Below are 24,581 nucleotides of genomic sequence, written 5' to 3'. Positions count from 1 at the left end.
GATGGACGTAAATACATGTACAGGCAATAATTGGAGGTGAGCAAAGGAGCACGCAATGTCCTGGATCTTCATCATCAGCCTGATCGCCGTCCTCGCCATCGCCGGCCCGTTCTTCGGCACCGACACGCGCGACAGCAGGGACTGGCGCAAGCTCCCTTTCAGAAGGAGCGGTAGTCCCGGGCGGACTGCCTAGGCCCCCTCGCGGGTGGCCGCAACCCGGTGAGCCCCACCAGCAGGCAGGCCCTGTGCCGATGCCCCCTGTACGGCTCCAGCAACCGCATCATCTCGGCGTCGTCGGCCTTTCGCCCCGTCAACGCCCAACCCACGATCGTGGCGAGATGGAAGTCGCCGACGCTCACCGCGTCGGGATCACCCATGCAGCGCTGCCGCACCTCCGCCGACGTCCACACTCCGATGCCGGGCAACGCCCTCAGGAGTCGATCGAGCGAGGCGGAGTCGGCGGCGGCCTCGAGCTTGTCCGCGTGCCATGCCGCGGTCGCGATCGTCCGTGCGCGCACGGCCTCCGCACCGGCCCTGTGCCAGTCCCAGGCGGGGATCTGCCGCCACACCTCGGGCTCCGGCATCACCCGCATGCCCTCGGGCGCGGGCCCCGGCGCGGGCGTGCCGTACCTGCGCAGCAGCCACCGCCACGCGCGCCACGCCTCACGCCCGACCACCTTCTGCTCGAGCACCGCAGGCACGAGCGCCTCGAACACGCGGCCCGTGCGCCCGATCCTGGGCACGCCGTAGCCCTGGAGCACCTCGTGACGCACCTCGAAGCCTGAGATGTCGTCGTCCGCGCCCAGCAGGGAGGGAAGCGATTCGAGCAGCCACGCCGCGCCTGGACCCCACGCCTGCCCGCCCCGCCTGGTGACGCGCAGGGTGCCGGGGCCGTCCGGTGTGCGGCAGGTGCGCCAGATCGTGCCGTCGGCCGCCCGCTGCCACGTCGGGTCGTGACCGCCGTGCTGGTGCGGGCCCAGGATAGGCCCGGGATCCCCCCGCACCTCCAGCCGCCGCTCCATCACGGCCGCAGTACCGGCCGGAACCGTTCGCCCCGCCTGCCCCGACCGGCCCACCGGGCCACGGGTGACGCCGCCGGAGAGACGCGTCCCCGCACCGGCCGCCGGCCCTGACGAGGTCTCACGCGGAACGGCGAGCCTGCCGAAGGAGCCCGCGACCGCACCGGTGGGCGCGACCGCCGAACGGACGGGCCGTACGAGCGAGGACCGTGGCCCCTCCGCGGGGAACGCCACCCTCTCGACGGGAAGGACGGCCTCGCCCGGCTGAGCCGCCGCCCCGGGCAGGCGGTCTACGGACGTCGGGTCCATCGCTGGAGAGGGGCCGTCCATGGCAGCAGACTACGCGTCGCTGGAGAAGCGGACCGCGCACTCGGGCAGCACCACGCCGGGCCAGACCCGCGCCCCCGCCTGCAGTTCGTTGCCAGGCCCCACGGTCGCGCCGTCGCCGATCACCGAGTCGCGCACCACGGCGCCCTTGGCGATCCGCGCGCCGAGCCCGATCAGGGAGTCGACCACGGTCGCCCCCTTCTCGATCACGCACCCGTCGCCGAGCACGCTGCCGCTCACCGAGGCGCCCGCCTCGACCACGGCCCGCGCCCCGATCACCGAACCGCCGGTGACCTCGGCCTCGTAGGACACGACCGCCCCGTCGAGCGTCAGCGACTCGCCCGTCGGCCCTGGCAACGCCGGCGAGCCGAGCCGGCCGAGCACCAGGTCGCGCGAACCCTTGACGAAGGCGGCGGGGGTGCCGACGTCGAGCCAGTAGCTGCTGTCGGCGTAGCCGAGCACCAGCGCTCCCGAGTCGATCAGCCCGGGGAAGGTCTGCCGCTCCACCGACACGACCTGCCCGGGCGGGATCGAGTCGATCACCGAGCGGGTGAAGACGTAGCACCCGGCGTTGATGCGGTTGGTCACGGGATGGGGGGTCTTCTCCAGGAACGCGGTGACCCGCCCGTCGGCATCGGTCGGCACGCAGCCGAACCTCGAAGGATCGTCCACCTCGGTCAGGTGCAGCGTCACCGCCGCCCCGCGGGAGACGTGCTGCCTCACTTGGTCGCCGACGTCGTGCCCGGACAGGATGTCGCCGTTGAGGACCAGCACCGGGTCGTCGGGGCCGCAGGTCAGCGCCTGGGCAGCGTTTCGGATCGCTCCACCGGTGCCGAGCGGCGTCTCCTCGGTCATGTAGACCAGCTCGAGACCCATCGATGACCCGTCGCCGAAGACCGGCTCGAACATCGAGGCCTTGTAGGAGGTGGCGAAGACGATCCGCCGTACTCCGAACGAGCGCGCCTGGGCGAGCTGGTGCGCCAGGAACGGAACCCCGGCTGTCGGCAACAACGGTTTCGGCGTGCCGATCGTCAGCGGGCGCAGGCGCGTGCCCTGGCCTCCGACCAGGAGTATCGCCTCGAGACCTGGCAAGGAGCTCTCCATCACCCCGTGAGGTTACCCAACTATTCGACCGCGCGTTGATAGGACAACAGATGTGCCTGCGCCGAGGTGTCCCAGCTGAATTCCTTCGCTCTCGCCAGGCCCGCCGCCGCCAGCTCCGCGCGCCGCTCGGGCGAGGCCAGCAACTGCCCGAGCGCCACCGCGATGCTGTCGGGATCGGGCTCGGTGTAGGCGACCGCGTCACCGCCCACCTCGGGCAGTGAGGTGCGCCGCGTGGTGAGCACCGGTGTCCCGCACGCCATCGCCTCCAGGACCGGCAGGCCGAACCCTTCGCCCATGGAGGGGAAAGCCGCGACCAGCGCGCCGCCCAGGAAGCCGGGCAGGTCGGAATAGGGCAGGTAGCCGGGCCTGACCACCTTCACCCTCTCCGACACCTCGCTGACCGCCGCGTCGACGTCGAACTCGTGGATGCCGCCGCCGAGCACCAGCGCGGGCGGATCCTGCAGCCCTTCGACGGCCCTGGCGAAGCCCCTGATCAGGTTCGGCACGTTCTTACGCGGCTCCAGCGCCCCCAGGAAGGCGACGTACTGCTGGCCGTGCAGCGCCAGCCGGTCGGCGACCCGCCTGGCCTCCACGTCGTTCGGCGTGTGGAAGATCGCATGGTCGACGCCGTGGTAGGCGACGTCGATCCTGGTCGGGTCGGCGGTCAGCAGCCTGATCAGCTCGTCCCGCGTCGCCTTGGACGGCACGATCACGCGGTTGGCGTGCCGTACGTCGGTGCGGATCGCCGACCGGAAGAAGACCGAGTTCTGCTGCTCGGGTTCGCCGAACCAGGTGACGTCGTGCACCGTCACCACGGTCGGCAGGCCCGAGCGCAGCGGAATCGAGTAGTAGGGCGCGTGGATCACCTGCGCGCCCACCCGCCGGGCGATCACCGGCACGCCCGTCTGCTCCCACGCCAGCCTGGCCGACCTGTTGGTGATGGCCACGGGCCCCGGGACCACCCGAGCCGACGGCGCGATCCTGCCGTACCTTTCGGCGTCGGCCCGTTGACACACCACGCTCACGTCGGCACCCGCCCGGTGGAGTCCACCGACCAGCCCATCGACATATCTGTTCAGCGCGCCTCGGTCGGCCGGCACCGCGGCCGCGTCGATGAGCACTCGAGGTATCACGAAAGATCCCTCCCCTGAAGACCTTCGCCTGCCTCAACCCTACGACCGCGTGGGGTAAATCACACGGAATTGCGGTCCACGGCGGCCTTGGCCGCGGCGCCCGCCGCTGCGGCGCAGATCAGGTCCCCGAGGATGATCACGATGCGGGAGCACAAGGCGAGCGCGATCGCCGAGCCCCGGTCGAGCACGGGCGACATCACCACCACCATCGCCGCCTCCCGCACTCCCGCCCCCGCGGGCACGACGAAGGTCATGATGCCCAGGCACCACGTCAGCGCGAACGCGCCGACGGAGTAGAGCAGCCCTCCCGACGCGCCCATGTCGGAGGCCAGCAGGTACAGGTGCGCGCCGTAGGCGCACCAGCCGAGCACCGCCCACGCCAGCGCGGTCAGCATGCCCCTGCGGGTGAGCGGCCGCTCCAGCGGCTCGCGCTTGAGTCTGCGCAGCCCGAAGCCGATCAACGAGTTGATCACCTTGGGCTCCAGCAGGACGACGAGCACGGGGATGAGCAGCAGCGCCCAGCCGAAGCGGTCCCAGCCGAGCGTGACCATCGTGACCAGCAGCCCGGTGGCCAGTTGGATGGGCATCATCAGGAAGAACGCGGCCGCGCTGCGCGAGCGCGGCACGCCGAGGTCCTTGCCCATCTCCATCTGGGCCAGCATCGGCCAGACCGCGCCGGGGATGTACTTGCCGAGCTGACCGACGAAGAACACCTTCGCCGCAGGCCTGAGCCGCAGCGGGGAGCCCAGGTCGGCCAGCAGGGTGCGCCAGGTCAGCATGGCGGCCAGCAGGGCGGCGACCACGGAGACGAGCGAGCCCGCCACCATCGGCCAGGTCAGCCTGGCGAACCCGGCGGCGACAGCGTCCCACTGCGAGACGACGGCCCAGGTGCCGAACCCGAGCGCGACCAGCAGGAAGCCGAGCCGTACCGCCTTCTTCACAGGCGCTCCGGCGGCTGCGGGAGCGCGGCCCCCGCGGGGGTGCGCGGCCGCTTGGTCGCCACCCACAGGTAGGTGGGCACCAGCGGGAGCATCAGCTTGAGCACGGCACGGGGCGTCCTGGCCAGCACGGTCGTGGCGAGCTTGCCCAGCGCTCCTGGGAACAGCTCGCCTCCGGCGAACGCCGTGGGCGTGGCCAGCACGGGGAAGGTGTAGTCCCAGACGTGGAAGGCGCGGGTCATCCGCCGCAGCCCCCGCCTGGTGCGGTATCGCTCGTAGTAGTGGTCGGCCCTGCCGAAGGCCCGGACGTAGCGGTCGGCGAGCGCCGGCGGCAGGTAGGACAGGAACGGCAGCTTGTAGTGCGGCTCCATGATGCCGAGCTTGTTGCCGAGCCCCAGATAGAGGACCCCGTCGTCGGACAGCACCCGGTGCATCTCGGCGACGACCGCGTCGGGGTCGACGACGTGCTCGTAGATGTGGTTGAAGACCAGCACGTCGAGCGAGCCGTCGGGGAAGGGCAGCGCGGTGCCGTCGCCGCAGATGAACGCGACCCGCTTGCCGAACCTGTCGGCGGCCTTGCGCAGGCCGGGCACGTCGATGTCGATGCCCAGCGTGTGCCCGGCGCCCGCTCCCGCCAGCTCGTCGGCGATGAACCCCGCCGAGCAGCCGACGTCGCCGACCGTCAGCCCGTCGAGCGGCCCGTTGAAGTGCTCCAGCACCGCGATGATCTTCGCGGCCTTGCGCCGGCGTTTCGCCTCGTCGAGCATCGCCGACTGGAACTCGGAGTACTCCAGCTGCTTTTCCCTCACCACACCCGCATCCTCTCAGGCCCTGAGCAGTGCGTCGGTGTAGTCGCTCCAGTAGGGCTCGGGATCGACGGCCCGCACGCCCGCCCGCAGCCGCTCGGGATCCTCGTAGAAACGCTCGATCGCCTTGCGCAGCGCCTCGGCGTCACCAGGCTCGACCAGGAGCCCGTCGACGCCGTCGCGGACGTTGTCGGCCAGCGCTCCGACCCTGGTCGCGATCACCGGCACCCCGTGCTCGTGCCCCAGCCACACGTTCTGGCTGGCCGTCGCGTTCCTGTACGGCAGGACGAGCGCGTCGGCCCCGGCGAACAGCTCGGGCACGTCGTCGGCGGCGACGTAGCCCGGCCTGAGCTCCACCCGGTCACCGATGCCCAGCTCGGCGATCAGCTCCTTGGTCTGCTCCATCCCGCCCCAGAACTCTCCTGCCACGGTCAGCGAGACGCCCTCGGGCAGCGCCCTGAGCAGCAGGTCGAGCCCCTTGTAAGGGCGGACGATGCCGAAGAACAGCAGCTTGTTGCGGATGCCCTCGCCCCTGGCCCCGCTCCTGGCGGGCAGGTGCGGGGGCAGCGCGACCGTGGCGACCGGCTTGCCCGTCAGCGTCCTGGCCAGGTCGCCCTGTTGCTCGGAGTGGGTCAGCACGCCGTCGACCCGCTTCAGCAGCGCCCGCATCAGCGGCTCGTCCCATGGCTTGCGCTCGTGCGGCAGCACGTTGTGGCAGAGCGCCACCACCCTCGTCCTGCGGGCCGTGCCGCTTCGTCGCCGGCTCCTCAGGCCGAGGCCGTACAGCATGCCGAGATAGGCGGGCACCTGCACCGGGCTGAGCACGGCCAGGATCACCAGGTCGGCGCTCCTGAACCGGCGCCCCGCCGCCAACCAGCCGTCGGGCCTGCGCCAGTCGAGCTCCCTGCGCGTCCTCGGGTACGGCTCGCCCTCGGGAACGTCGATCGTCTGCTGCCCTGGGTAGAGGAAGGACGGATACTGCGCCTTCCACGACTCGATCACCACGTCATGGCCCAGGGCCGCGAGCCGGTGCGCCAGCTCGGTGGTGTGCTGGGCGCCGCCCCCCTTGTACGGGTATGTCGGGCCGACGATCGCGATCCTCATTCGCCGCGCGACCTCACGATCAGGTCGGCCAAGAGCGCCACCGAACCGATCAGCATGCCGGACAGGAAGATCACGATGGTGTTGCTGGTGAGGTAGAAGCCGTAGCGGGTCACGTCGAACACGCCCTTGGCCAGGCCGATGACCACCAGCCACAACGCGGGCGGCATGAGCACCTTGAGCGGGTTGAAGTACATCACCATCCGCAGCACCTGCAGGATGTAGCGGTAGGCGTCGCTGATGAAGCTGAACTTCGACTTGCCTGCCCGCTTGGCGTACTCGATCGGCAGGTAGTAGACGTCGTGCTGGTTCGACAGGAACGACAGCGTGATCGTCGTGACACACGAGAACCCGGGCGGCAGCAGCCTGAGGTACGGCTTGGCCACCGACTTGCGGAACGCGCGCAGACCCGAGTTGAGGTCGGGGATCTTCTGTCCCGCGAGCTTCTCGGCGATCTTGCGAATCACCCACTTGGCGGGCACCCGCAGCAGCTTGTGCGAGCCCTCCTCGGTGGTCCTCGCGCCCACGACCTGGTCGACCGTCTGGTCCTTCTCCAGGATCTGGACCAGCTCGGGGATCCGCTCGTTCGGGTAGGTCATGTCGGCGTCGGTCCACACGACGATCTCGCCGCGCGCCTCCTGGGTGCCGATCCTGCGCACCGTGCCCGAACCGCCGTTGCGGTGGAAGGCGCGGATGCGCATGTGCGGGAACCGGGGCGCCGCCTCATGCAGCCTGGCGAGCGTCGCGTCGGTCGAGCAGTCGTCGACCGCGACGAGCTCGTAGGTGTAGCCGCTCGAGTCCATCGCCTTGGTGATGCGTTCGACCTCGTCAATGACGTGGTCCTGCTCGTTGTAGCAGGGCAGGACGATCGTGACGTACGGCGTAGCTTCCACAGCGGATCCAGTCTCGGGGGGCTCAAGCGTGCTCACGTGGGACGAGGTTACCGTTACCTGGAATGTGATCGTGGCTGAGCGGAGATTCGGGCCGCCTTGACCTCGCCTTCCCGAGTGCCCCTCCGCGCCGGTCTTACACCGGGGACGTCATCCACACGTCCACCTGCAGGCGCCACGTGCCGTTGGGCGGTTCGACGAGCGAGCGCTCGTCCTGGCGGGTACTGAGGTCGATCACCTGCGACGGCGTGCCGTAGGGCGTGAGCTGGCCGGCCTCCGCGGCCAGCAGCACAGGGGTACGGCCCGCGGCGCGGATCCCGTCGACGAGACGGCGGACGTCACCCGCGGCGGCCACGTCGCCCGCCGTCCTGCGCACCTGCGCCGTGGGAACGCCGCAGGTGCCGCGCACGACCTGGGTGAGGCGGTCGCCGGTGACGCGCTCGATGACCAGCACGGAGGCGTCGGAGGGGATGCGCGCGCACAGCCCGGCGACGGCGGCGCGCTCGCCCCGTTCGACGGGAGTGAAGGCGGTGCCGATCGAGGTGATCGCGACGGGTACGACGACCAGCACCGCGCCCGCGGCGGCGAACCAGCGCGTGCCGTACCCGAGCCTGCGCAGCTTGTCGCGCGACCACGCCAGCCCCCAGACACCCAGCAGGGTCAGGCCGGGGATGACGACGGGCACCAGACGGCGGGCGGCCCACGGGTGGTCGGGCGTGATCTCCGGCCGCAGCAGCGTGGTGACGGTGGTCCAGCCGACGACGGCCAGCGGGAGCAGCCACTCGAAGGCCGCCCCGCCGCGCAGCAGCCGCCTGACCAGCACGGCAGCGCCCAGCGTCGCGAACACGACGACAGGGACGCCGACGTACCAGATCACCCAGTAGAGGGAGTCCTCGAAGTAGAGGCGGGTGCCGTCGACGGGCAGGCCGTTGGCCTTCTGGGTCGCCTCGAGGAACTGGTAGGTGAGCCAGTCAGGGTTCGTCGTCGGCACGCGGCGCACCGTCTGGACCCACGGGCGTACGGCCAGGCCGAGCATGACGAGCACGACCAGGGCCGCGCCGACCTCGGGCAGGCGCCTGGGCAGGCGGACACGCGCGAGGCGGCCCGCCAGCGCCGTCCCCACGGCGGTCAGCACCAGGACCGCGACACTGATCAGCAGCATCGGCCACACCGAACGAGACAGATAGGCCAGATAGGGGCCCGCGAACACCCACGCCGCGACCAACCCGAGCCCCACGCCCGCGGCCAGCCCCACCAGCAAGGCGAAGCCACGCCGCAGCGCGACGAGCAGCCCGCCGAACGCGAGCACCGGCAGCACGTCGCGCAGCGCGTCGATGCGCACCAGCACGGCCAGCCCGAACACCAGCCCCGCCACGGCCGTCTCCCACCTGCCGCGGGCGTCGTGGAGGAGGGCGATCCCGCCGAAGATCAGGATGAGGGAGGGGATCTCGCTGAACGTGGCCCGCGACGTGTAGAGGATCGGCATGCTGATCGCGAAGGCCAGCGCGGCAGGCACGGCCCAGCGGCCGCCCACGAGCCTGGCGACGGTCCCCCCGAGGACGAGCACGGCCAGCGCCCCCAGCACGGGAGGCGCGAGCAGCATGCCGCCCAGCCACTCCCCTGCCGCGAACAGCATCGGCGGGCCCGGCAGGAACTGCGGGACGACCGCGCCGCCCGAGTCGAAGAAGCCCATGCTGCCGAAGCGCAGCGCGGGGTCGGGGCCGCCGAACGCCTCCACCTGCTGCGGGATGGGCAGGGAGCCGTGCCTGGCGATCCAGATGGCGTACTGGGCGTAGGTGGCGGGGTCGCGGCGGACGATGAGCTGCTCGCTGTGCATGATCGCGTTGAGGACCAGCGAGCCGAGCGCGACCCCCGCGATGCCTGTCACCTGCCAGGCGGTGGCGTCGAGGTCGGCCCGCCCGGTGAGCGCGGTCCTGCACAGCACCGCGAAGAACACCGTGCCGAGGACGAGCGCGGGCAGCGGGTGGAACCATCCGGCGAACAGGAGAGGCAGACCGCCCAGGAGCCATGCGGCCACGGCGAGCACGGGCAGCACGGAGACGACGGCGAGCACCCTGCCCGCCGACGGTCTGCGCGTCTGATCGAGCCAGGCGAGTCTCATCGGTGATCGCGAGGTTATCCAACCCGACCGGCACCTCGCCTCCCGCGGCCGGTTTCCCCCAACCGGTGATCCCTCCGGCTCCACTCACCACCCTCCCGGCTCCACCGACCACGAGGATGGGAGCGGGCCGCGATGAGGTCGGGAGCCGGTAGCGTACGGCTGGCGTCGGGTGCCGCCCGGCCGGTGGGGCAGCGTCGGGGACGGAGGGCACGCGGGGTGGAGACCGGGCTGACGGCCTGGACGCGACGGCCGGCCCAGGCGACGCGCGACGCGGCGACAAGGGCGTGGACGCGGGCACGTCCCATGATGGGGCGGCACCGCTGGTTCCTGATCGTGTTCGGGCTCGGCGCCCTCCTGCGGGCGATCACGATGGTGGGTTACCGGCCCGCCCTGTGGTTCCCCGACTCCTACACCTACATCGTCACCGTCTTCCACCCTCGGCCCGACCTGGTGCGTCCGGCGGGCTACTCCCTCTTCCTCAAGCTCCTGCAGCCCTTCCACAGCTTCGGCGCCGTCACCGCCGTCCAGCACCTGCTCGGCCTGGCGACCGGCGTCCTCGTCTACGTGGCCGCCCGAAGAGCCACCCGCAGGGTCCCCACGTGGGCGGCCACGCCGGCCGCCGCTCCCGTGCTGCTCGACGCCTACCAGATCGAGCTGGAGCACCTGCTGGTCTCCGACGCGCTGTTCTCGTTCCTGGTGGTCGCGGCCGTGGTCCTGGCGATCCGCAGGGAACTCACCTGGCGTACGGCTCTGGCCATCGGGCTGCTGCTGGCCTGCGCCTCCCTCACCAGGACCGTCGGCCAGCCGCTCATCGTGGTCCTCGGCGCGTGGCTGCTGCTGCGCAGGAGGATCGCTCTCGCGGGCATCATGGCCGCCGCCGCGCTCCTGCCCGTGCTCGCCTACGGGGGCTGGTTCCACGCCACCTACGACCGGGTCGGCATCGTGGGCGCGAACGGCGTCTTCCTCTACGCCCGCACGATGTCGTTCGCCGACTGCGCGCGGATGGAGCCGCCGGCCGACCTGGCCGTGCTGTGCGACCCGCGCCCTGCGCGGGACCGCCCGCCGTCGCAGGAGTACATCTGGGCCAAGGACTCGCCGCTGGTGAAGCTGCCCGGCATCACCTTCTCCCGAGCCAACGACGAGCTGGCGGGCCGGTTCGCGATGCTGGCCATCCGCAGCCAGCCGCTCGACTACGCGGGCTCGGTCCTGTCGGAGCTGACCCGCACGTTCACCCTGGGCAGGCCGGTCTATCCGGACGCGGAAATCTACGGCTACTACGAGTTTCCTGTGAATCCCCCTGGACCTCCGGGACGTTATCCCGCACAAGTCGGAGCTGAATTCGCACAAAAATACGAAAAAGGCGCTATTGGCACGGACATCGTGGAGCCGTTCGCCGGCTGGATGCGCGCCTACCAGGACGTGGCCCGCCTGCCGGGCGCCGTGCTCCTGGCCATCCTGCTCGTTCCGCCCGTCGTGGCGATCAGGCGCAGGACTTACCAGGGCGCATGGCTTCTACCCTGGTCAACGGCATGGGTGCTGCTGATCGTGCCGCCCGCCGTGGCCGAGTTCGACTATCGCTACACGCTGCCGGCCGTCCCCCTGGCGTGCCTCGCGGCGGCGCTCTGCTCCAGGCCTGTTCCGTAAAATTTTTCACGTCTACATTCCATGAAATGTCCGGTTCTGAGTAAGCTCTGGGGCTGGATCATCACGCTCGGGTCACGACCGATTCGGTCGATCATGGCTCCGGCAACGCTTACAGTGACTTAGTCTCGTGGCGCGATGAGCGATCGACCGAGCCAGCGTGAAGCGGGCTCCGAATCTCCGGACGAGGAGGCCGTGGTGAGCAGGATGCCGAACACGGACTCCACGCCGCCGGGCGAGGGGGTCGTATGAGCAATCACAGAAGTGTCGACGTCCAGGACCGCCTGGTCGCGCCCGCCACTCCCGGCTACCGGTCCTCTCGAAGGGCCGCCGCCACTCCTCCCCCGCCACCGCGCCCGCCCGAGGAGCCGCGAGGCCACAGGAGCGGCGGTGGCGGTCGCAAGCGCCTGAGCGGCATGGCATGGGCGGGCATCGCGGTGACCGGCCTGATGGTCGCCGGCTCGCTGACCGGCTACACGGTCTATCGCAACGCGTTCTCCAACATCCACACCGAGGACGTCGACGGCAAGATCGTCAACACCCGCCCCGTGAACGCCACCGGCGCGCTCAACGTGCTCATCGTCGGCTCCGACACCCGCCACGGCGACGGCAACGCCAAGTACGGCAAGATCGACTCGCAGCGCGACTCGGGCAAGCGCACCGACACGATGATCCTGATGCACATCTCGCCCGGCAGGGACAAGGCGCAGCTCGTCAGCCTCCCTCGCGACTCGATGGTCGAGATCCCCCGGTGCAAGAGCGAGGCCAACGGGGCGATCCTTCCGACCGCCCACGGGATGATCAACTCCGCCTACAACACCGGCGGCATCGCGTGCACGATCACCACGATCGAGACGCTCACCGGCATCCGCATCGACCACCACGTCGAGATCGACTTCAACGGCTTCAAGGCCATCGTCGACGCCCTCGACGGCATCGAGGTCTGCCTGAACACCGCGGTCGACGACAGAAAGTCCAAGCTCAAGCTGCCCAGGGGCAGGTCGACGCTGAACGGCGAGCAGGCCCTCGGCTACGTCCGCCTGCGCGCCTACGGCAACGGCAGCGACCTCCAGCGGATCCAGCGGCAGCAGCTCTTCGCCAGCCAGGTGGTCAAGAAGGTCACCACCGGCGGCGTCCTGGCCAACCCGGCCAAGCTGATCAGCCTGATCAACGCCGCGGCCTCCTCCGTCACCATGGACAAGGAGCTGGCCACCAACACCGGCAAGCTCCTGGAGATCGCGCAGAGCGCGAAGGCGCTCACCGCCAGCAAGGTGCAGTTCTACACGGTCCCGATCCTGCCCGACCCCGAGGACAGCAACCGCGTCATCTGGGACCCCGCCAGGGCGCCGAAGCTCTTCCAGGCGCTCAAGAACGACACCGAGCTCCCCCAGCCGGCCCCGAGCTCCACGGTCAAGAAGGTCGTCCCGAAGGTCGAGCAGGTCAAGGTCCAGGTCATCAACGGCACGACCACCTCGGGCAAGGCGGGCGAGGTCGCCCAGCAGCTGTCCGAGCTCGGCTTCCAGGTCGTCGGGACGGGCAACGCCCTCACCGCCACAGGCACCAGCCAGCCGACCACCAAGCTCCTGTACGGCAAGCGCGACACCACAGGGCCCGACTACGCCGACGTGCTGGCCGCCAAGCTGTCCGGCACCAAACGCCCCTCCACCAAGGGCAAGGTGAAGGTCACCAACCCCGCGGCGTTCACCGGCGGCGGCACGACCCAGACCGTCTCGGACACCGGCGCGGACAAGGCCCCCGTCATCCAGCTGCTGATCGGCGAGGACTTCACCGGCGTCCGCACGGAGATCCCCGACGCCATCAAGGAGACGGGAATCTCCGCCGACACCAAGAACATCTGCGCCTGACCCTGCCGGTCGCGCACCCCCGCTCGCGGGGGTGCGGAGCATGCCCTCTTGACTCGACTGGACAAACCTCGTCAACCTCCGAATTCCCTGTGGATTCCCGTTGTTTGTCGTGTCTCCACCGCGACATGGGTCCCACTGACCGTTACTGTTGTCAGACCGCCAACGCGAGTCGGCATCCTGCTAGGCGTCTGCAAGGAGCCCTGGCTACCGTGGCTTTGCGATCCCCGGCCCCCGACAGATAGCTGAGCGTCTCTACCGTGAGTGACTCCCCATCCTTCCCGGTTCCGGCCAACAGGAGGAACGGCACGAGAAGCGCCGCCTCCGAGGCGCCACCTGCCGAGACGGAGGGAGTGGGCGCTCCGTGGTCCGCGCCGAGGCAGGGCGCACACCAGGGCGCGCCGCGGCAGGGCGCACCGCAGCAGCAGGGGCCGGTGTGGGGCGAGCAGCCCGCCGAGGCCTCCTTCTGGGGCTCGCTCGCCACCCAGGACCGCTCGGACGAGCAGGCGGCCGAAGCCGAGGAGGAGGAGCCGAAGCCGGCGCCGCGCAAGCGCGAGCCGTACCTCGACAACGTCAAGTTCCTGCTGATCGCGCTCGTGGTGATGGGCCACTCGCTGGTGCCCACGCTCAACGCGAACTCCTCCAAGGCGCTCTACGTCTTCATCTACACCTTCCACATGCCGCTGTTCGTCATCGTCAGCGGGTACCTGTCCAGGAACTTCTGGAACTCCAACGCCAAGACCAACAAGCTGGTCGACACCTTCGTCGTGCCGTACGTGATCGTGGAGGTCGGGTACGCGGCGCTGCGCTTCTCCCTCGGGCAGAAGTGGAGCCTGACGATCATCGACCCGGCCTGGCTGAACTGGTACCTGCTGGCCCTGCTGTTCTGGCGGCTGTCGACGCCGGTGTGGAAGCGGATGAAGCAGCCGATCCCGGTGGCCATCGCGATCTATCTGTTCGCCGGGTTCTCGCAGATCTCGGGCGACTTCAGCATGGACCGCTTCTTCGGCCTGCTGCCGTTCTTCGTGATCGGCCTGGTGATGCAGCCCGAGCACTTCGAGATGCTCAACCGCACCTGGGTCAAGGTCGTCTCGGCCGTGACGCTGGTGGGCGCGGCCGGGGTGGCGATCTACATCGGGCTCGGCAAGTGGTCGCTGAAGCCGTTCTACTTCAAGCACAGCTACCAGGACATGGATCTTTCCTGGTACATGGGCCTCGGGCTGCGCGCGGGCCTGCTGCTGGCCTCGCTGGCCATGTGCTTCGCCTTCCTCGCGCTGGTGCCGCGCGGGGAGACCTGGTTCACCGATCTCGGTACCCGCACGCTCTACTGCTATCTGCTCCACGGCATTCCCGTGCTGATCGCCAAGGAGATGGGCTGGCTCGACTTCCCGTGGCTGCACGGGCCGCTGGGTGTGCTGGCGATCAGCACCAGCGCGTTCGCCCTGGCCATCGTGCTGTGCCTGCCGGAGACCCGCACGGTCTTCAAGTGGGTACTGGAGCCGCGCCTGACGTGGCTCTACCGCCGTCCGTCAGGAAGTTAAACGGCAGTTCCCCCCGCATTCACGCACGTGATGGCATAGCCACGCACCATCACATTTATGCGCGTTTGCGTCGCCACCACCCTTCACCATCCCGAGGACGCCCGGATCATGCATCGGCAGATCAGGGCGCTGCTCGACGCGGGCCACGAGGTGACCTACGTCGCTCCTTTCACCCACTTCAACGTGACCCCGGTGCCGCCGATCACCGCGATCGACGTCAGGCGGGGCGGCGTGCCACGTGCCGCGCTCAGACGCGGGGTCAAGGACGCCGACCTGCTGATCCTGCACGAGCCCGAGCTGCTGGTGGCGCTGCCGTTCCGGCACCCGCCCGTCGTGCTCGACACGCGCGACGAGCCTGAGGGGCCGCTCGGCCGCAGGCTGGTCGCGCGGGCGCGGCGGCTGCACCACGTGCTCGAGCCCGCCGCCGCCGAGGCCACCCTGGCCGCCACCGAACCGCCGCCGCCCGGAGACACCAGGATCGTCCACATCGGGCGGCTGACCACTGACAAGGGCGTGAACGAGCTCGTCGGCCTCGCGCAGCGGCTGGCGCCCCACGGCATCAGGCTCGACCTCATCGGGGCCGCCGACCGCGAGGTCAGGCCCGTCCTGCGGGACGCCCAGCGGGTCGGGCTGCTGGACTGGTTCGGCTACGTTCCCAACCGCCACGCCCTCCGCATGGCCGAGGGCGCACTCGCGGGACTCTGCCTGTGGCGCGAGCCATCGGCCAGGCCGCCCACCAAGGTCCTGGACTACATGGGCCGCGGAGTGCCCGTCGTCACGACGCCCGTGGCGGCCGCTGTGGTGCGGCAGGCGGGGTGCGGCTCGGTCGTGCCGTACGGCGACGTCGACGCGGCCCTGGAGGCGGTGCTGGACCTCAAGGAGGACCCGGCGCGGCGCGCGAAGCTCGGCGCGGCGGGCAACGCCCTGGCCCGTCTCCACCACCACTGGCCCGACCACGCCACGGCCTTCGTGGCACGCCTGGAGAAGTGGGCGGGCGTCGCCCACGAGCTCGCCGTCTGATGATGGGGCCCTTCCCCGGAGATTCGGCCGAAGACGTGGACGGCGGCCTGATGGTCACATGTACTGGAGTCATGGCTTCGCATCTGATCCAGGGCCGCACGATCACCATGCCCGTGAGGGTGACCGACGCCACCGTCTGCAGCGCCATGTATCCGGTCCGTGCCGACGCGGCCCGCGCGGTGATCGCCTATTCGGGGCTCGACGTCGCCGAGGTCCTGCCCGGCAAGGCCATCTGCACGCTGGTGTTCGTCCAGTACCGCGACAGCGACCTGGACTCCTACCACGAGTTCGGCGTCGCCTTCCTGGTGCGACCGCCCGGCAGCGGCCGCACGCGAGCGGCGGGGCCCGCCACGCTCAGGTCGGCGGGCGCGTTCGTCCACTGGCTGCCTGTGAACCAGGGCTTCACCCTGGAGGCGGGCCGGACGATCTGGGGCTTCCCCAAGGAGCTGGCCGACATCGAGCTGCGCCTGTCGTCGCCCTACAAGCGCTGCATCGTGCGCAAGGACGGGCGGCTGATCATCGACATGCTGCTGAAACCGGGAGTGCCGGTACCGGGCGCGGCGGCCGCGACGCCGCTGACGGCGTACACGCACCTCGACGGCGTCACCCGCAGGGTTCCCGCCAAGATGTGGGCGAGAGGGATGCGCGTGCGCCCTGGAGGGGCGCTCGTCCGCCTGGGCAACCATCCCGTCGCCAAGGAGCTCAGCGAGCTCGGCCTGCCGAAACGGGCGCTGATGACGACGACCCTGCGGGCGGCCATGACCTTCGACACGGCCGGCGACGCCTGACGCGGGGCAGGTCAGACGATCGGGGGACGGCCCAGCTTCACCATGCGCCACGCGGTGCGCCACGCCATCGGCCTGCGCTCGCCCGCCGGGGTGCGCAGCCCCTCGAAGAAGCCCTGGAACCAGGCCCGCAGCGCCACGCCCGAGCGCCGCTCGCGCCACAGCGTGAGCACCACCCAGTCGAGCAGGTACCACGCCGCCAGCGGCCACGGCAGGTTGCGCCGCGCCAGCCACACCCTGTTGCGGGCGTTGAGCCGGTAGAACTCCGCGTGCCTGGTCGGCGGCACCTGAGGGTGGTACATGACCGTCTGGGCGTCGTACTCGATCCGGTAGCCCTCGCCCAGCAGCCGCCAGGCCAGGTCAGTCTCCTCGTGCGCGTAGAAGAACCGCTCGGGCAGGCCGCCGACCTGCAGGAACGCCGATCGGCGGATGGCGGAGGCGCCGCCGAGGAAGGTCGTGACCGGCGAGGAGCGCTCGGGGTCGCCCGCGCGCAGGCGCGGGACGTGGCGGCGCTGGCCGGTGCCGCCGTCGGGGTCCATCACCCTGAAGGAGATGACGGCGAGGTCGGGCTCCGTGGCGAAGCGGTCGCGCACGTGCGCGACGACCTTCTGGTTGGCGTACCAGCCGTCGTCGTCGAGGAACAGCACCACGTCGCCCGAACACTCCTCGACCCCGCGGTTACGACCCGCGGGAATGCCGGTGTTGTGGGCCAGGCGAACGGTTTTCACGGTCGCGGCAGAGCCCTCGGGCGGTGTCGCCGTCAGCGCGGGCACGTCGGCTCCGTTGCCCACGATGACCACCTCGACGTCGCCGTCGACCTGGTTGAGCGCGGACTCGACCGCCCGGTTCAGCTCGGCGACCCGGTTGCCCATGGTGAGGATGACGCACGAGATCTTCAACGGGTCATCGCCTTGACGCGTCGAGAGCACGAGCGGAGCATTCTTTCATGATCACCGAGTTTGTTGGGGTCTGCCAATATCCGGATTGATGGAGACAAGAGTATCGGAACCGTCAGTGAACCCCCACCGAACAGCGGGCGTCTGATCAATTCGACGGGCGTGGTGCCCTGACGGTTCCGAGTCACGCTAGCCGCCTGGAGGCCAGGATGCTGACCAGATGGAGGATCATTTGAATTCCGGCCGCCGCAGCGCAGGCCACGATGAGCACCTTCGAAGCGGTGAGGTCGCCGAGGGCAAGATCGATCACGGCCGCGGCCAGCGCGAGCAGTGACAGCTCGATCGGCTGCACGATCCGGTGGAACTTCGTCGCCCCCAGCACCCGCCGGCCCAACCCGAGCAGGCCCGAGCGGAGCTGCCCTGCGGAGGCCTCGGTGGCGGCCTTCAGACCGCCCTTGGCCCGCGCCACGTCAACAAGGTCGGTCTCGGCCTTGATGAGGATCGCGCCGAGCGCGGCGGCGAACCCCAGCACGGTGTACCAGTCGGGCAGGACGCTCGACGCCCGCCAGCCGAGGCCCGCCAGCAGCGCGGCCTCGGTGAAGTAGGCGCCGATCCGGTCGAGGTAGACGCCGGTCAGCGAGGTCTTGCCGGTCCAGCGAGCCAGTTCGCCGTCGGAGCAGTCGAGGAGCAGGTAGACCTGGACGAGCAGGACGGCGCCCACGGCGGCCCACAGTCCGGGCAGCGCGAGCACCACACCCGCCACGACGCCGGCCGCCGTCATCACCCAGGTCAGCTGGTTGGGCGTGACCGACGTCCTGGTCAGCAGCCAGGTGACGCGCAGGGAGATCCAGCGCATGTAGAGCACGCCGGCCCAGTGCTCGCCGTTCCTGCGCTCCAGGTGGCCGGCGGGCTGAGCGACCGCCCGGAGCTCAGCTACCGAAGGCCCGGACATAGCTCTCCACCCGATCGCGAACCTCTGACTCCGACAGACGCAGGTGCTCGAGGATCGTGTAGCGACCCGGACGAGTGGAGGGCGCCAGCATGACGGCCTCGGTGAACTGCTGGGCGCTGAGGCCGATGTCGCCGGGCGTGACGGGCAACTGGTGCTGCCGGAGGCAGCCGACCACCTGCGTCAGCCTGGGCTGGTCTTCCCTGAGGAAGAAGCAGAAGGCGGCACCGATCCCGGCGAGCTCGCCGTGGTTGGAGGTGCCGGGAAAGAGCTGATCCACGGCATGAAGGATCTCATGGTCTCCGCCACTGGATGGACGGGAAGACCCGGCGATGACCATGGACATCCCGGACAGGATCAGCGACTCCGCCAGCACCGTCAGGAACGCGTCCGACTCGATGGAGTCGGACCGGCCGATCAGCGCCTCGGCCGAGGTACGCGCCATCGAGCAGGCCAGGCCGTCGATCGGCTCGCCGCGCTCCATGTTGCCCAGCTGCCAGTCCTCGATCGCCGACAGGTTGCTCACGACGTCGCCCACGCCCGACCTGACCAGCGCGTCGGGAGCCGTGTGGACGAAGTCGAGGTCGACGAGGATCGCCAGCGGCATCGGCACGCCGAAGGAGCCCTTGCCGCCCTCGTAGACCAGCGACGCGGTCGGCGAGCAGATGCCGTCGTGCGAGAGGTTGGTGGCCACGGCGACCATCGGGATCCCCGCCAGCGAGGCGGCGTACTTGGTGGCGTCGATCGTACGGCCGCCGCCCACGCCGACGACCACCTCGTAGGCGCCCTTACGCAGGTCGGCGCCGAGCGAGACGGCCGCCTCGACCGAGCCGTCGGCGACGCGGAACACCTCTGCCTCTTCGAGGGTCGGCGCGATGAGCCCCTCGATGTGGTCGCCCTGACCCGGGCCGACCGCCACGGCGACCCTGCCCGAAGTGGCCACCCTGCTGTCGGCGAGCAGCGCGCCGAGCTGGGCGACCGCGCCCCGCCGTACCTCCATGGTGAGGGGGGCGGGCAGCATCCTCGCTAGAAGCGGCATCGAGCCTCCTCTAGTAGCGGGTGGCGATGTCGCGGGCCTTGTTCAGGTCGTCGTGGTTATCGACCTCGACCCACTCGACCTTGCCGATCGGCGCGACGTGGATCTTCTCGCCCCGCTCGACCATCTCCTGGTAGCCGTCCTCGTAGTAGAGCTGCGGGTCGCGCTCGAACGTGGCCTGCAGCGCGTCGGCCAGGCGCTCGGCGGCGCCGGGGCGGATCAGGGTCGCGCCGATGTACTCGCCGTAGGCGTCGGAGGGGTCCATCAGCTTGGTGATCCGCTTGAGCGAGCCGTCGTTGAGCGTGACCTTCATCTCCTCGTCGGCCAGCGACTTGACGTCGTCGACGGCGAGCAGGATGTCGCTGGTCGCGGGGGCCGAGAGCAGCGTCTCCTCGACCGAGACGGGATGCACGGTGTCGCCGTTGACCAGCAGCGCCCCCTGGGCGAAGTAGTCGCGCGCGCACCACAGGGAGTAGGCGTTGTTCCACTCCTCGGCCTTGTCGTTGTGCACGAGAGTGAGCCGCACGCCGTGCCGCTTCTCCAGCTCCGCCTTGCGCTCGTGTACGGCCTGCGCCGCGTAACCGACAACGATGACGACGTCACGCAGGTCCACCGCGGCGAGGTTGCGCAGCGAGATGTCCATGATCGTCGTTTCTCCGTCGACCGGCACGAGCGCCTTGGGCAGCGTGTCGGTGTACGGCCGCAGGCGTCGTCCGGCCCCGGCGGCCAGCACCATTCCCAGCAACGTGCACTCCTCAGTCGAGCATGACTATGTAAGACCCCAAAGGTTAGTTGCCTCGAGGCCCTGATCGTGTAATCCGCTCTTAGTCTGGAGTTCCGATGTCGGCCGCATCCAGCCCTGACCGGGGCGCGGCCAGCCAGCACGTCATCGATTCCCAGCCGAACAGGCACCACAGGTAGAGGGCCAGCAGGACGCACCAGACCGTCACCTGGCCGATGATCACTCCGACCGACACGGCGAGCATCCTGCCGTCCCATCCGAGCCCCGCGGTCGACAGCCACGGCGGCGGGTAGACGTGCTGGCGCACCCGGTAGACCAGGTCGTAGTGGTGGAAGGCCATCGCGCCGAGCAGCGCGAAGATGATCAGCGGGTGGACGTCGTGGCCGAAGCAGACCGACGCGACGAAGACGTACTCCGTCAGCCGCAGGATCGGCGGGACCAGCCAGTCGACCCTGCCGTCGTGCGCGTGCGAGCTGCCGGGTCCGGCCAGCAGCAGCGTCACCGCGGGGGCGAACACCGCCAGCCCGTCGGTGCCGCCCAGCCCGACCAGGAGCAGGATGCCGGTCACGAACGCGCCCGCGATCGCGGGCGGCAGAGGAGGCAGCTGGCCTGCCACCAGCGCGCCCATGCCTCGCGAGAAGGGGCCGTCGTCGCGGTAGGAGACGACCCTGCTGCGGGGGACGGGGATCATGTGAACGGAAATCATGGTCGCACCCACCTCATCCGGTCGACCTCGCGATCCTGCCGACGAGCTGGTAGAGGAAGGCGAAGCCACCCCAGACGAGCAGCGCGGTGAACGTGGTCTTCGCGTTGAACAGCGCCGCGGTGACCGCGATCAGCACCATCCGCTCCCCGATCGGCAGCACGATCACCTTCTTCGCCCACCGGGTGAGCGACTCGCGCTCCAGGCGCTGCGCCAGCCCCAGCACCCCTTGATGGGGTACGGCGAGGCGCCCGCCGTCCGCGGACTCCAGCAGCGACCTCGCCGGCCTGGCCCATGCCGCGCCGATCAGCTTGGCGTCGGCCACCGCCCCCTTGTAGGAGAAGTCGAGCGAGTGCCTCAGCGTCTGCAGGATCATCGCCGCCACGGCGAACCGCCAGATCCCGTCGGGCCCTCCGTCGCCCGCGTCCAGCCCCGAGGCGTAGCCGAGGGCCAGGCCGATGTAGACGACGTACTCCTTGAACCGGTCGGCCATGCCGTCGACCCATGCGCCCAGCGGCGTGAACGTCCTGGTGAAGCGGGCGAGCTGGCCGTCGACGCAGTCGAGCACGAACGACAGCAGCAGGAGCGCCGCGCCGGCGATCTGGGCGTCCCTGGTGCCCGCAGAGAACCACACGGCCGACAGCACCGCCACGCCGACCGAGATGCCGGTCACCGCGTTGGGCGTCAGCCCCAGATGCGCCGCCAGACGGACCAGATGCGGGGACCACGAACTGACGAAGAAGGTGGCGAAGAAGCCGTCGTCGCTCTTCACCGCGGTGTCGAGCCGTACCTTGGCCTCGTCGACGTCGGCCAGCCTGGTCACGGCCAGGTCGGCGGCGGACTGGGCGGTCACGCGGTCGGCGTGCAGGCGGCCGATCTGCGCCGCCCGCACCGGCACCCCGGAACGCACCAGCCCGACCAGCAGCAGGTCGATGGCCTCGATCGGGGTCACAGGGCCGAGCCTGCCCGTGTCGGCGAGCTCGGCGAGCTCGTCGGCGATGTCCGCCAGCGTCCCGAGGTCGGCCTCCCCCACCTGGAGCACGCCGCGGAATGTCGCGTTCGCCTCGGGAACGATGTGGAAGGAGCTCCCCGCGGCGACGACTCTGGCGTGCTGGATCCTGACGGGCGGGCGCAGCGGCCCGACCGTCGTGTCGGAGCTGACCAGCGCGCCCGTGCCGCGGGCCGGGTGCTCCATGAGGACGGCCAGCGCCTCGGTGTGCGCGATGAGGTCGGCGGGCAGCAGGACGACCGCTCCCGTGCAGATGCGCGCGATCTTGGCCACGCCGCGCAGGTCGGCGCCGAGTCCCCCACCCTGCGGCACCACGTGCACGTCTCTGACGGGCATCAGCACGAGCTGGTCGTTGATCCTGTCGAGCAGGGTGCCGTCCGCGCACGCCAGCCTGGCGGCAGGAGTGGTCGCGAGCACCACGGCCGCGGCCGTGACGCCTTCTCGGATGACGGTGGGTTCTGGCACGCGCAGTTCTCCTTCGGACACGAGGAGTGCGTTGCCCAGCGTAGCGAGAGGGCGACCGCAAATCACGAGTGCGCGGCCGCGACGCGCGGTACCGTTACCCTCGCCGTATGGAATCTCGACTGCGCACCGTGGGAGTGATCCTCGCGGGGGGCGTGGGTCAGCGGGTCGGGCTGAACACCCCCAAGCAACTCGTCACGGTCGCCGGCAAGTCGATCATCGAGCACACGCTGGCCCTGTTCGACGCCGCGCCCGAGATCGACGAGATCATCGTGCTGATGACGCCCGGCTTCACCGCCGAGGTCGAGAAGCTGGTGGCCGCGCGCGGCTTCGGCAAGGTCGTCCAGGTCCTCGAGGGCGGCGCCTCGCGCACGGAGACCACGTGGCGGGCCCTGGACGCGCTGGGGCCGCAGGAGTGCAACGTGCTGCTCCATGACGCGGTACGGCCGCTGCTGGAGCCCCGGATCATCACGGAGTGTGTCGAGGCGCTGGAGCGCGACACGGCGGTGGAGGTGGCCATCCCGAGCTCGGACACCGTCGTGGTGGTGGAGCCTGGGCCGCGCGGAGACGTCGTGCGCGAGGTGCCGGAAAGGGCGCGGCTGCGGCGCGTCCAGACGCCGCAGGGGTTCAGGCTGTCGGTGATCAGGCAGGCCTACGAGCGGGCCTTCGCCGACCCGGACTTCGGCAGGCGGCCGCCGACGGACGACTGCGGCGTGGTGCTGCGGTACCTGCCCGAGGTCCCGATCGTGGTCGTGCACGGGAGCGAGCGCAACATCAAGGTGACGCACCCCGTCGACCTGCACATCGCGGAGACGCTGTTCCGGCTGGGTCCCACCGCCGTCCCACCGGCCTCCGGCCAGGCGCTGGAGGGGAGGACTGTGGCGGTCCTCGGCGACGACCTGGGGGCAGGAGCGGAGGTGGCCGAACTGGCGCGGGCGCACGGCGCCGCGCGGGTACTCCTCCTTCCACCTGCCTCCGTCTCCACGACGCTGCCCGACGTGGGCAGGGTGGACTGCGTGGTGAACGCGGCGCCCGTAAGGCCCGCGGGCGGGCTGGCGGAGGCGGGGGACGACTACCTCACGGCGGTGACCGTGGCCCGTGCCGCGCATCCGCTCCTTCGGGAGTCGCGTGGCAGGCTGCTGCTGCTCACCTCGTCACGCCTGGCCGGCACGGGACTGGCGCGCTCGGGCGCGGCGGCGGTCGTGGAGCTTTCCCTGGCGCTGGCCGAGGAGTGGGCCGCCGACGGGATCGCGGTGAACTGCGTCAGCGCCGAACGGGCGGGGGCCGCGCAGGCCGTGATCGACGTGCTGGCCTTGGACCTCACCGGCCAGGTCGTCGACGCCTGACCGCCGAATCCCGAAGGGTGTCCTTCGGGGGTGGGAAGCCGTTCCCTGACCCCCGAAGGTACGGGGTCAGGGTCGGGGGCGGGAGAGTTTGCGGGGGCTCGTGAGGAAGCCCCAGCCCCACGACATGTGCATCGCGGCGTACACGAACGGCAGCGCCGCCTTCGCGCGCCCGGGAAGACCGCTGCCCGTCAGCACGGACCCGCCGACGATCGCCAGCGCGTACCCTCCGGGGACGATCAGTCCCAGCGGGAAGACCGGCGACACCAGCAGCCCCAGCGCGATCGCCACGACCGCGGCGGGCGGGGCCAGGTAGCGGAGGTTGATCGTGCCCTCGTGGGTGCGGGCCACCACCCGCCGCCAGCGGCCGTAGTGGAAATACTGCTTGGCCAGCGCCTTGAGGTTGGGCCGCGGCCGGTAGGTGACACGCATCCGCGGCTGGAACCACACCAGGCCGCCCGTTTCGCGGATCCGGTGGTTCATCTCCCAGTCCTGGGCGCGCTGGAAGTGCTCGTCGTAGCCGCCGACCCTGGCCAGGGCGCTGCGTCTGAACACGCCGAGATAGACGGTGTCGGCGGGCCCCGCCGTACCTCCCACGTGGAAGGCGGCGGCGCCGACGCCGATCTTGGAGGTCATCGCGCGGGCGACGGCCTGCTCGAAGGGGGTGATGCCTTCGGCCGCCATGACGCCGCCGACGTTGTCGGCTCCGGTCTCCTCCAGGGTCTCGACCGCCACCTTGAGGTAGTCGTCAGGCAGCATGGCGTGCCCGTCGACCCTGGCGATGATCTCGTGGCGGGAGGCGCCGATGGCGGCGTTGAGCGCGTTGGGCGTGCGTCCTGTCGGGTTGGCCACCACGATCACCCTGGGGTCGGCCGCGGCGATCGCGTCGGCCACCTCCTGGGTGCGGTCATGGGAGGGCCCGACGGCGAGCACGACTTCGATGGGGCCTGGGTAGGCCTGGGCGAGGATCTGGGCGACGGCCTCGCGGAGGTGCCTTTCCTCGTTGAGGATCGGCATCACGACGGAGATCGCCGGCCAGGCGCGCGTCTGTGGGAACGCGGGCTGCGCGGGCGAGTCGGGGAACTGCTTCATGGCGGGGCTCACGCTACTGTACGACCAGGGGAGGAGGGCAATCCAAAGCCCGATTCCGGC

At 70.4% G+C, this 24,581-nt stretch carries 22 protein-coding genes; 7 read left to right on the top strand and 15 right to left on the bottom strand.

The window, feature by feature from the left end; genetic code table 11:
- Positions 1–55: 55 nt before the first annotated feature.
- Positions 56–193 (top strand): hypothetical protein, encoded by a 138-nt coding sequence (locus tag ACFSKW_RS09290; protein WP_379571208.1) that lies wholly within the window; start codon positions 56–58, stop codon positions 191–193.
- On the opposite strand, the gene ACFSKW_RS09285 is transcribed toward ACFSKW_RS09290, so the two are convergent.
- The 8 genes from ACFSKW_RS09285 to ACFSKW_RS09250 form a co-directional block, all read right to left on the bottom strand.
- The gene (locus ACFSKW_RS09285) at positions 159–1,349 is read right to left on the bottom strand and encodes a DNA-3-methyladenine glycosylase family protein (RefSeq protein ID WP_379571206.1); all 1,191 of its coding nucleotides are present in this window, start codon (positions 1,347–1,349) and stop codon (positions 159–161) included. The genes ACFSKW_RS09290 and ACFSKW_RS09285 overlap by 35 nt on opposite strands.
- Before the next feature lie 9 nt (positions 1,350–1,358).
- Positions 1,359–2,438, bottom strand: coding sequence for a mannose-1-phosphate guanylyltransferase (gene manB / locus ACFSKW_RS09280; protein WP_431894056.1), 1,080 nt, complete (start codon positions 2,436–2,438; stop codon positions 1,359–1,361).
- 32 nt (positions 2,439–2,470) lie between these two features.
- Complete coding sequence (locus ACFSKW_RS09275; RefSeq protein WP_379571202.1) at positions 2,471–3,583, bottom strand: glycosyltransferase family 4 protein; 1,113 nt, start codon at positions 3,581–3,583, stop codon at positions 2,471–2,473.
- 59 nt (positions 3,584–3,642) lie between these two features.
- Entirely contained in the window at positions 3,643–4,524 is an 882-nt protein-coding gene (locus tag ACFSKW_RS09270) for a lysylphosphatidylglycerol synthase transmembrane domain-containing protein (RefSeq protein ID WP_379571200.1), read from the bottom strand.
- Positions 4,521–5,330, bottom strand: a complete 810-nt coding sequence (locus ACFSKW_RS09265) for a class I SAM-dependent methyltransferase (protein WP_379571198.1) — start codon at positions 5,328–5,330, stop codon at positions 4,521–4,523. The genes ACFSKW_RS09270 and ACFSKW_RS09265 overlap by 4 nt, the downstream gene beginning before the upstream one ends.
- A gap of 15 nt (positions 5,331–5,345) precedes the next feature.
- Complete coding sequence (locus ACFSKW_RS09260) at positions 5,346–6,431, bottom strand: glycosyltransferase family 4 protein (protein ID WP_379571196.1); 1,086 nt, start codon at positions 6,429–6,431, stop codon at positions 5,346–5,348.
- Complete coding sequence (locus tag ACFSKW_RS09255; RefSeq protein WP_379571194.1) at positions 6,428–7,321, bottom strand: glycosyltransferase family 2 protein; 894 nt, start codon at positions 7,319–7,321, stop codon at positions 6,428–6,430. The genes ACFSKW_RS09260 and ACFSKW_RS09255 overlap by 4 nt, the downstream gene beginning before the upstream one ends.
- A 133-nt stretch (positions 7,322–7,454) precedes the next feature.
- Positions 7,455–9,440, bottom strand: coding sequence for a hypothetical protein (locus ACFSKW_RS09250; RefSeq protein ID WP_379571192.1), 1,986 nt, complete (start codon positions 9,438–9,440; stop codon positions 7,455–7,457).
- Positions 9,441–9,656: 216 nt separating this feature from the next.
- Here ACFSKW_RS09250 and ACFSKW_RS09245 point away from each other — a divergent pair, with 216 nt between their 5' ends.
- The 5 genes from ACFSKW_RS09245 to ACFSKW_RS09225 all read left to right on the top strand — a co-directional run bounded on the left by ACFSKW_RS09245 (position 9,657) and on the right by ACFSKW_RS09225 (position 16,292).
- The gene (locus tag ACFSKW_RS09245) at positions 9,657–11,084 is read left to right on the top strand and encodes a hypothetical protein (protein WP_379571190.1); all 1,428 of its coding nucleotides are present in this window, start codon (positions 9,657–9,659) and stop codon (positions 11,082–11,084) included.
- A 245-nt stretch (positions 11,085–11,329) separates the two neighbouring features.
- Positions 11,330–12,946 (top strand): LCP family protein, encoded by a 1,617-nt coding sequence (locus ACFSKW_RS09240; RefSeq protein ID WP_379571188.1) that lies wholly within the window; start codon positions 11,330–11,332, stop codon positions 12,944–12,946.
- Between the two features lie 257 nt (positions 12,947–13,203).
- Positions 13,204–14,484, top strand: coding sequence for an acyltransferase family protein (locus ACFSKW_RS09235; RefSeq protein WP_379571186.1), 1,281 nt, complete (start codon positions 13,204–13,206; stop codon positions 14,482–14,484).
- A 57-nt stretch (positions 14,485–14,541) separates the two neighbouring features.
- A complete protein-coding gene (locus ACFSKW_RS09230) occupies positions 14,542–15,504 on the top strand; it encodes a glycosyltransferase (protein ID WP_379571184.1) in 963 nt (320 codons plus the stop codon).
- A gap of 71 nt (positions 15,505–15,575) precedes the next feature.
- On the top strand, positions 15,576–16,292 hold the full coding sequence (locus ACFSKW_RS09225; protein ID WP_379571182.1) for an acetoacetate decarboxylase family protein: 717 nt from the start codon (positions 15,576–15,578) through the stop codon (positions 16,290–16,292).
- A gap of 11 nt (positions 16,293–16,303) precedes the next feature.
- On the opposite strand, the gene ACFSKW_RS09220 is transcribed toward ACFSKW_RS09225, so the two are convergent.
- From ACFSKW_RS09220 to ACFSKW_RS09195, 6 genes are all read right to left on the bottom strand, one after another.
- On the bottom strand, positions 16,304–17,188 hold the full coding sequence (locus tag ACFSKW_RS09220; RefSeq protein WP_379571180.1) for a glycosyltransferase family 2 protein: 885 nt from the start codon (positions 17,186–17,188) through the stop codon (positions 16,304–16,306).
- A 181-nt stretch (positions 17,189–17,369) separates the two neighbouring features.
- Positions 17,370–18,137 carry a CDP-alcohol phosphatidyltransferase family protein gene (locus tag ACFSKW_RS09215; protein ID WP_379571178.1) on the bottom strand — a complete coding sequence of 256 codons (768 nt, stop codon included), beginning with the start codon at positions 18,135–18,137 and terminating at the stop codon, positions 17,370–17,372.
- Positions 18,115–19,155, bottom strand: coding sequence for an iron-containing alcohol dehydrogenase family protein (locus tag ACFSKW_RS09210; protein WP_379571521.1), 1,041 nt, complete (start codon positions 19,153–19,155; stop codon positions 18,115–18,117). Before ACFSKW_RS09210 ends, ACFSKW_RS09215 begins: the two co-directional genes overlap by 23 nt.
- A 28-nt stretch (positions 19,156–19,183) precedes the next feature.
- Positions 19,184–19,915: a phosphocholine cytidylyltransferase family protein gene (locus tag ACFSKW_RS09205; RefSeq protein ID WP_379571176.1), complete on the bottom strand. Its 732-nt coding sequence runs from the start codon at positions 19,913–19,915 to the stop codon at positions 19,184–19,186.
- Positions 19,916–19,994: 79 nt separating this feature from the next.
- Positions 19,995–20,618, bottom strand: a complete 624-nt coding sequence (locus tag ACFSKW_RS09200; RefSeq protein WP_379571174.1) for a DUF5941 domain-containing protein — start codon at positions 20,616–20,618, stop codon at positions 19,995–19,997.
- 13 nt (positions 20,619–20,631) lie between these two features.
- Positions 20,632–22,089, bottom strand: coding sequence for a CDP-alcohol phosphatidyltransferase family protein (locus ACFSKW_RS09195; RefSeq protein WP_379571172.1), 1,458 nt, complete (start codon positions 22,087–22,089; stop codon positions 20,632–20,634).
- Between the two features lie 107 nt (positions 22,090–22,196).
- Here ACFSKW_RS09195 and ACFSKW_RS09190 point away from each other — a divergent pair, with 107 nt between their 5' ends.
- Positions 22,197–23,432 (top strand): 2-C-methyl-D-erythritol 4-phosphate cytidylyltransferase, encoded by a 1,236-nt coding sequence (locus ACFSKW_RS09190; protein WP_379571170.1) that lies wholly within the window; start codon positions 22,197–22,199, stop codon positions 23,430–23,432.
- A 66-nt stretch (positions 23,433–23,498) separates the two neighbouring features.
- On the opposite strand, the gene ACFSKW_RS09185 is transcribed toward ACFSKW_RS09190, so the two are convergent.
- On the bottom strand, positions 23,499–24,521 hold the full coding sequence (locus ACFSKW_RS09185) for a glycosyltransferase family 2 protein (RefSeq protein WP_379571168.1): 1,023 nt from the start codon (positions 24,519–24,521) through the stop codon (positions 23,499–23,501).
- Positions 24,522–24,581 lie beyond the last annotated feature (60 nt).

Origin of the sequence: Nonomuraea mangrovi (assembly GCF_042681425.1) — a bacterium.
Lineage (GTDB): Bacteria > Actinomycetota > Actinomycetes > Streptosporangiales > Streptosporangiaceae > Nonomuraea > Nonomuraea mangrovi.
This window is presented reverse-complemented; position numbering and strand designations above follow the sequence as displayed.

Excerpts from the sequence above, each read along its gene's own strand:
- ACFSKW_RS09290 (WP_379571208.1), top strand. The coding sequence starts at position 56 with ATGTCCTGGATCTTCATCATCAGCCTGATCGCCGTCCTCGCCATCGCC.
- ACFSKW_RS09285 (WP_379571206.1), bottom strand. The coding sequence starts at position 1,349 with ATGGACGGCCCCTCTCCAGCGATGGACCCGACGTCCGTAGACCGCCTG.
- ACFSKW_RS09260 (WP_379571196.1), bottom strand. The coding sequence starts at position 6,431 with ATGAGGATCGCGATCGTCGGCCCGACATACCCGTACAAGGGGGGCGGC.
- ACFSKW_RS09250 (WP_379571192.1), bottom strand. The coding sequence starts at position 9,440 with ATGAGACTCGCCTGGCTCGATCAGACGCGCAGACCGTCGGCGGGCAGG.
- ACFSKW_RS09240 (WP_379571188.1), top strand. The coding sequence starts at position 11,330 with ATGAGCAATCACAGAAGTGTCGACGTCCAGGACCGCCTGGTCGCGCCC.
- ACFSKW_RS09230 (WP_379571184.1), top strand. The coding sequence starts at position 14,542 with ATGCGCGTTTGCGTCGCCACCACCCTTCACCATCCCGAGGACGCCCGG.
- ACFSKW_RS09225 (WP_379571182.1), top strand. The coding sequence starts at position 15,576 with ATGGCTTCGCATCTGATCCAGGGCCGCACGATCACCATGCCCGTGAGG.
- ACFSKW_RS09215 (WP_379571178.1), bottom strand. The coding sequence starts at position 18,137 with ATGTCCGGGCCTTCGGTAGCTGAGCTCCGGGCGGTCGCTCAGCCCGCC.
- ACFSKW_RS09210 (WP_379571521.1), bottom strand. The coding sequence starts at position 19,155 with ATGCTGCCCGCCCCCCTCACCATGGAGGTACGGCGGGGCGCGGTCGCC.
- ACFSKW_RS09200 (WP_379571174.1), bottom strand. The coding sequence starts at position 20,618 with ATGATTTCCGTTCACATGATCCCCGTCCCCCGCAGCAGGGTCGTCTCC.
- ACFSKW_RS09190 (WP_379571170.1), top strand. The coding sequence starts at position 22,197 with ATGGAATCTCGACTGCGCACCGTGGGAGTGATCCTCGCGGGGGGCGTG.
- ACFSKW_RS09185 (WP_379571168.1), bottom strand. The coding sequence starts at position 24,521 with ATGAAGCAGTTCCCCGACTCGCCCGCGCAGCCCGCGTTCCCACAGACG.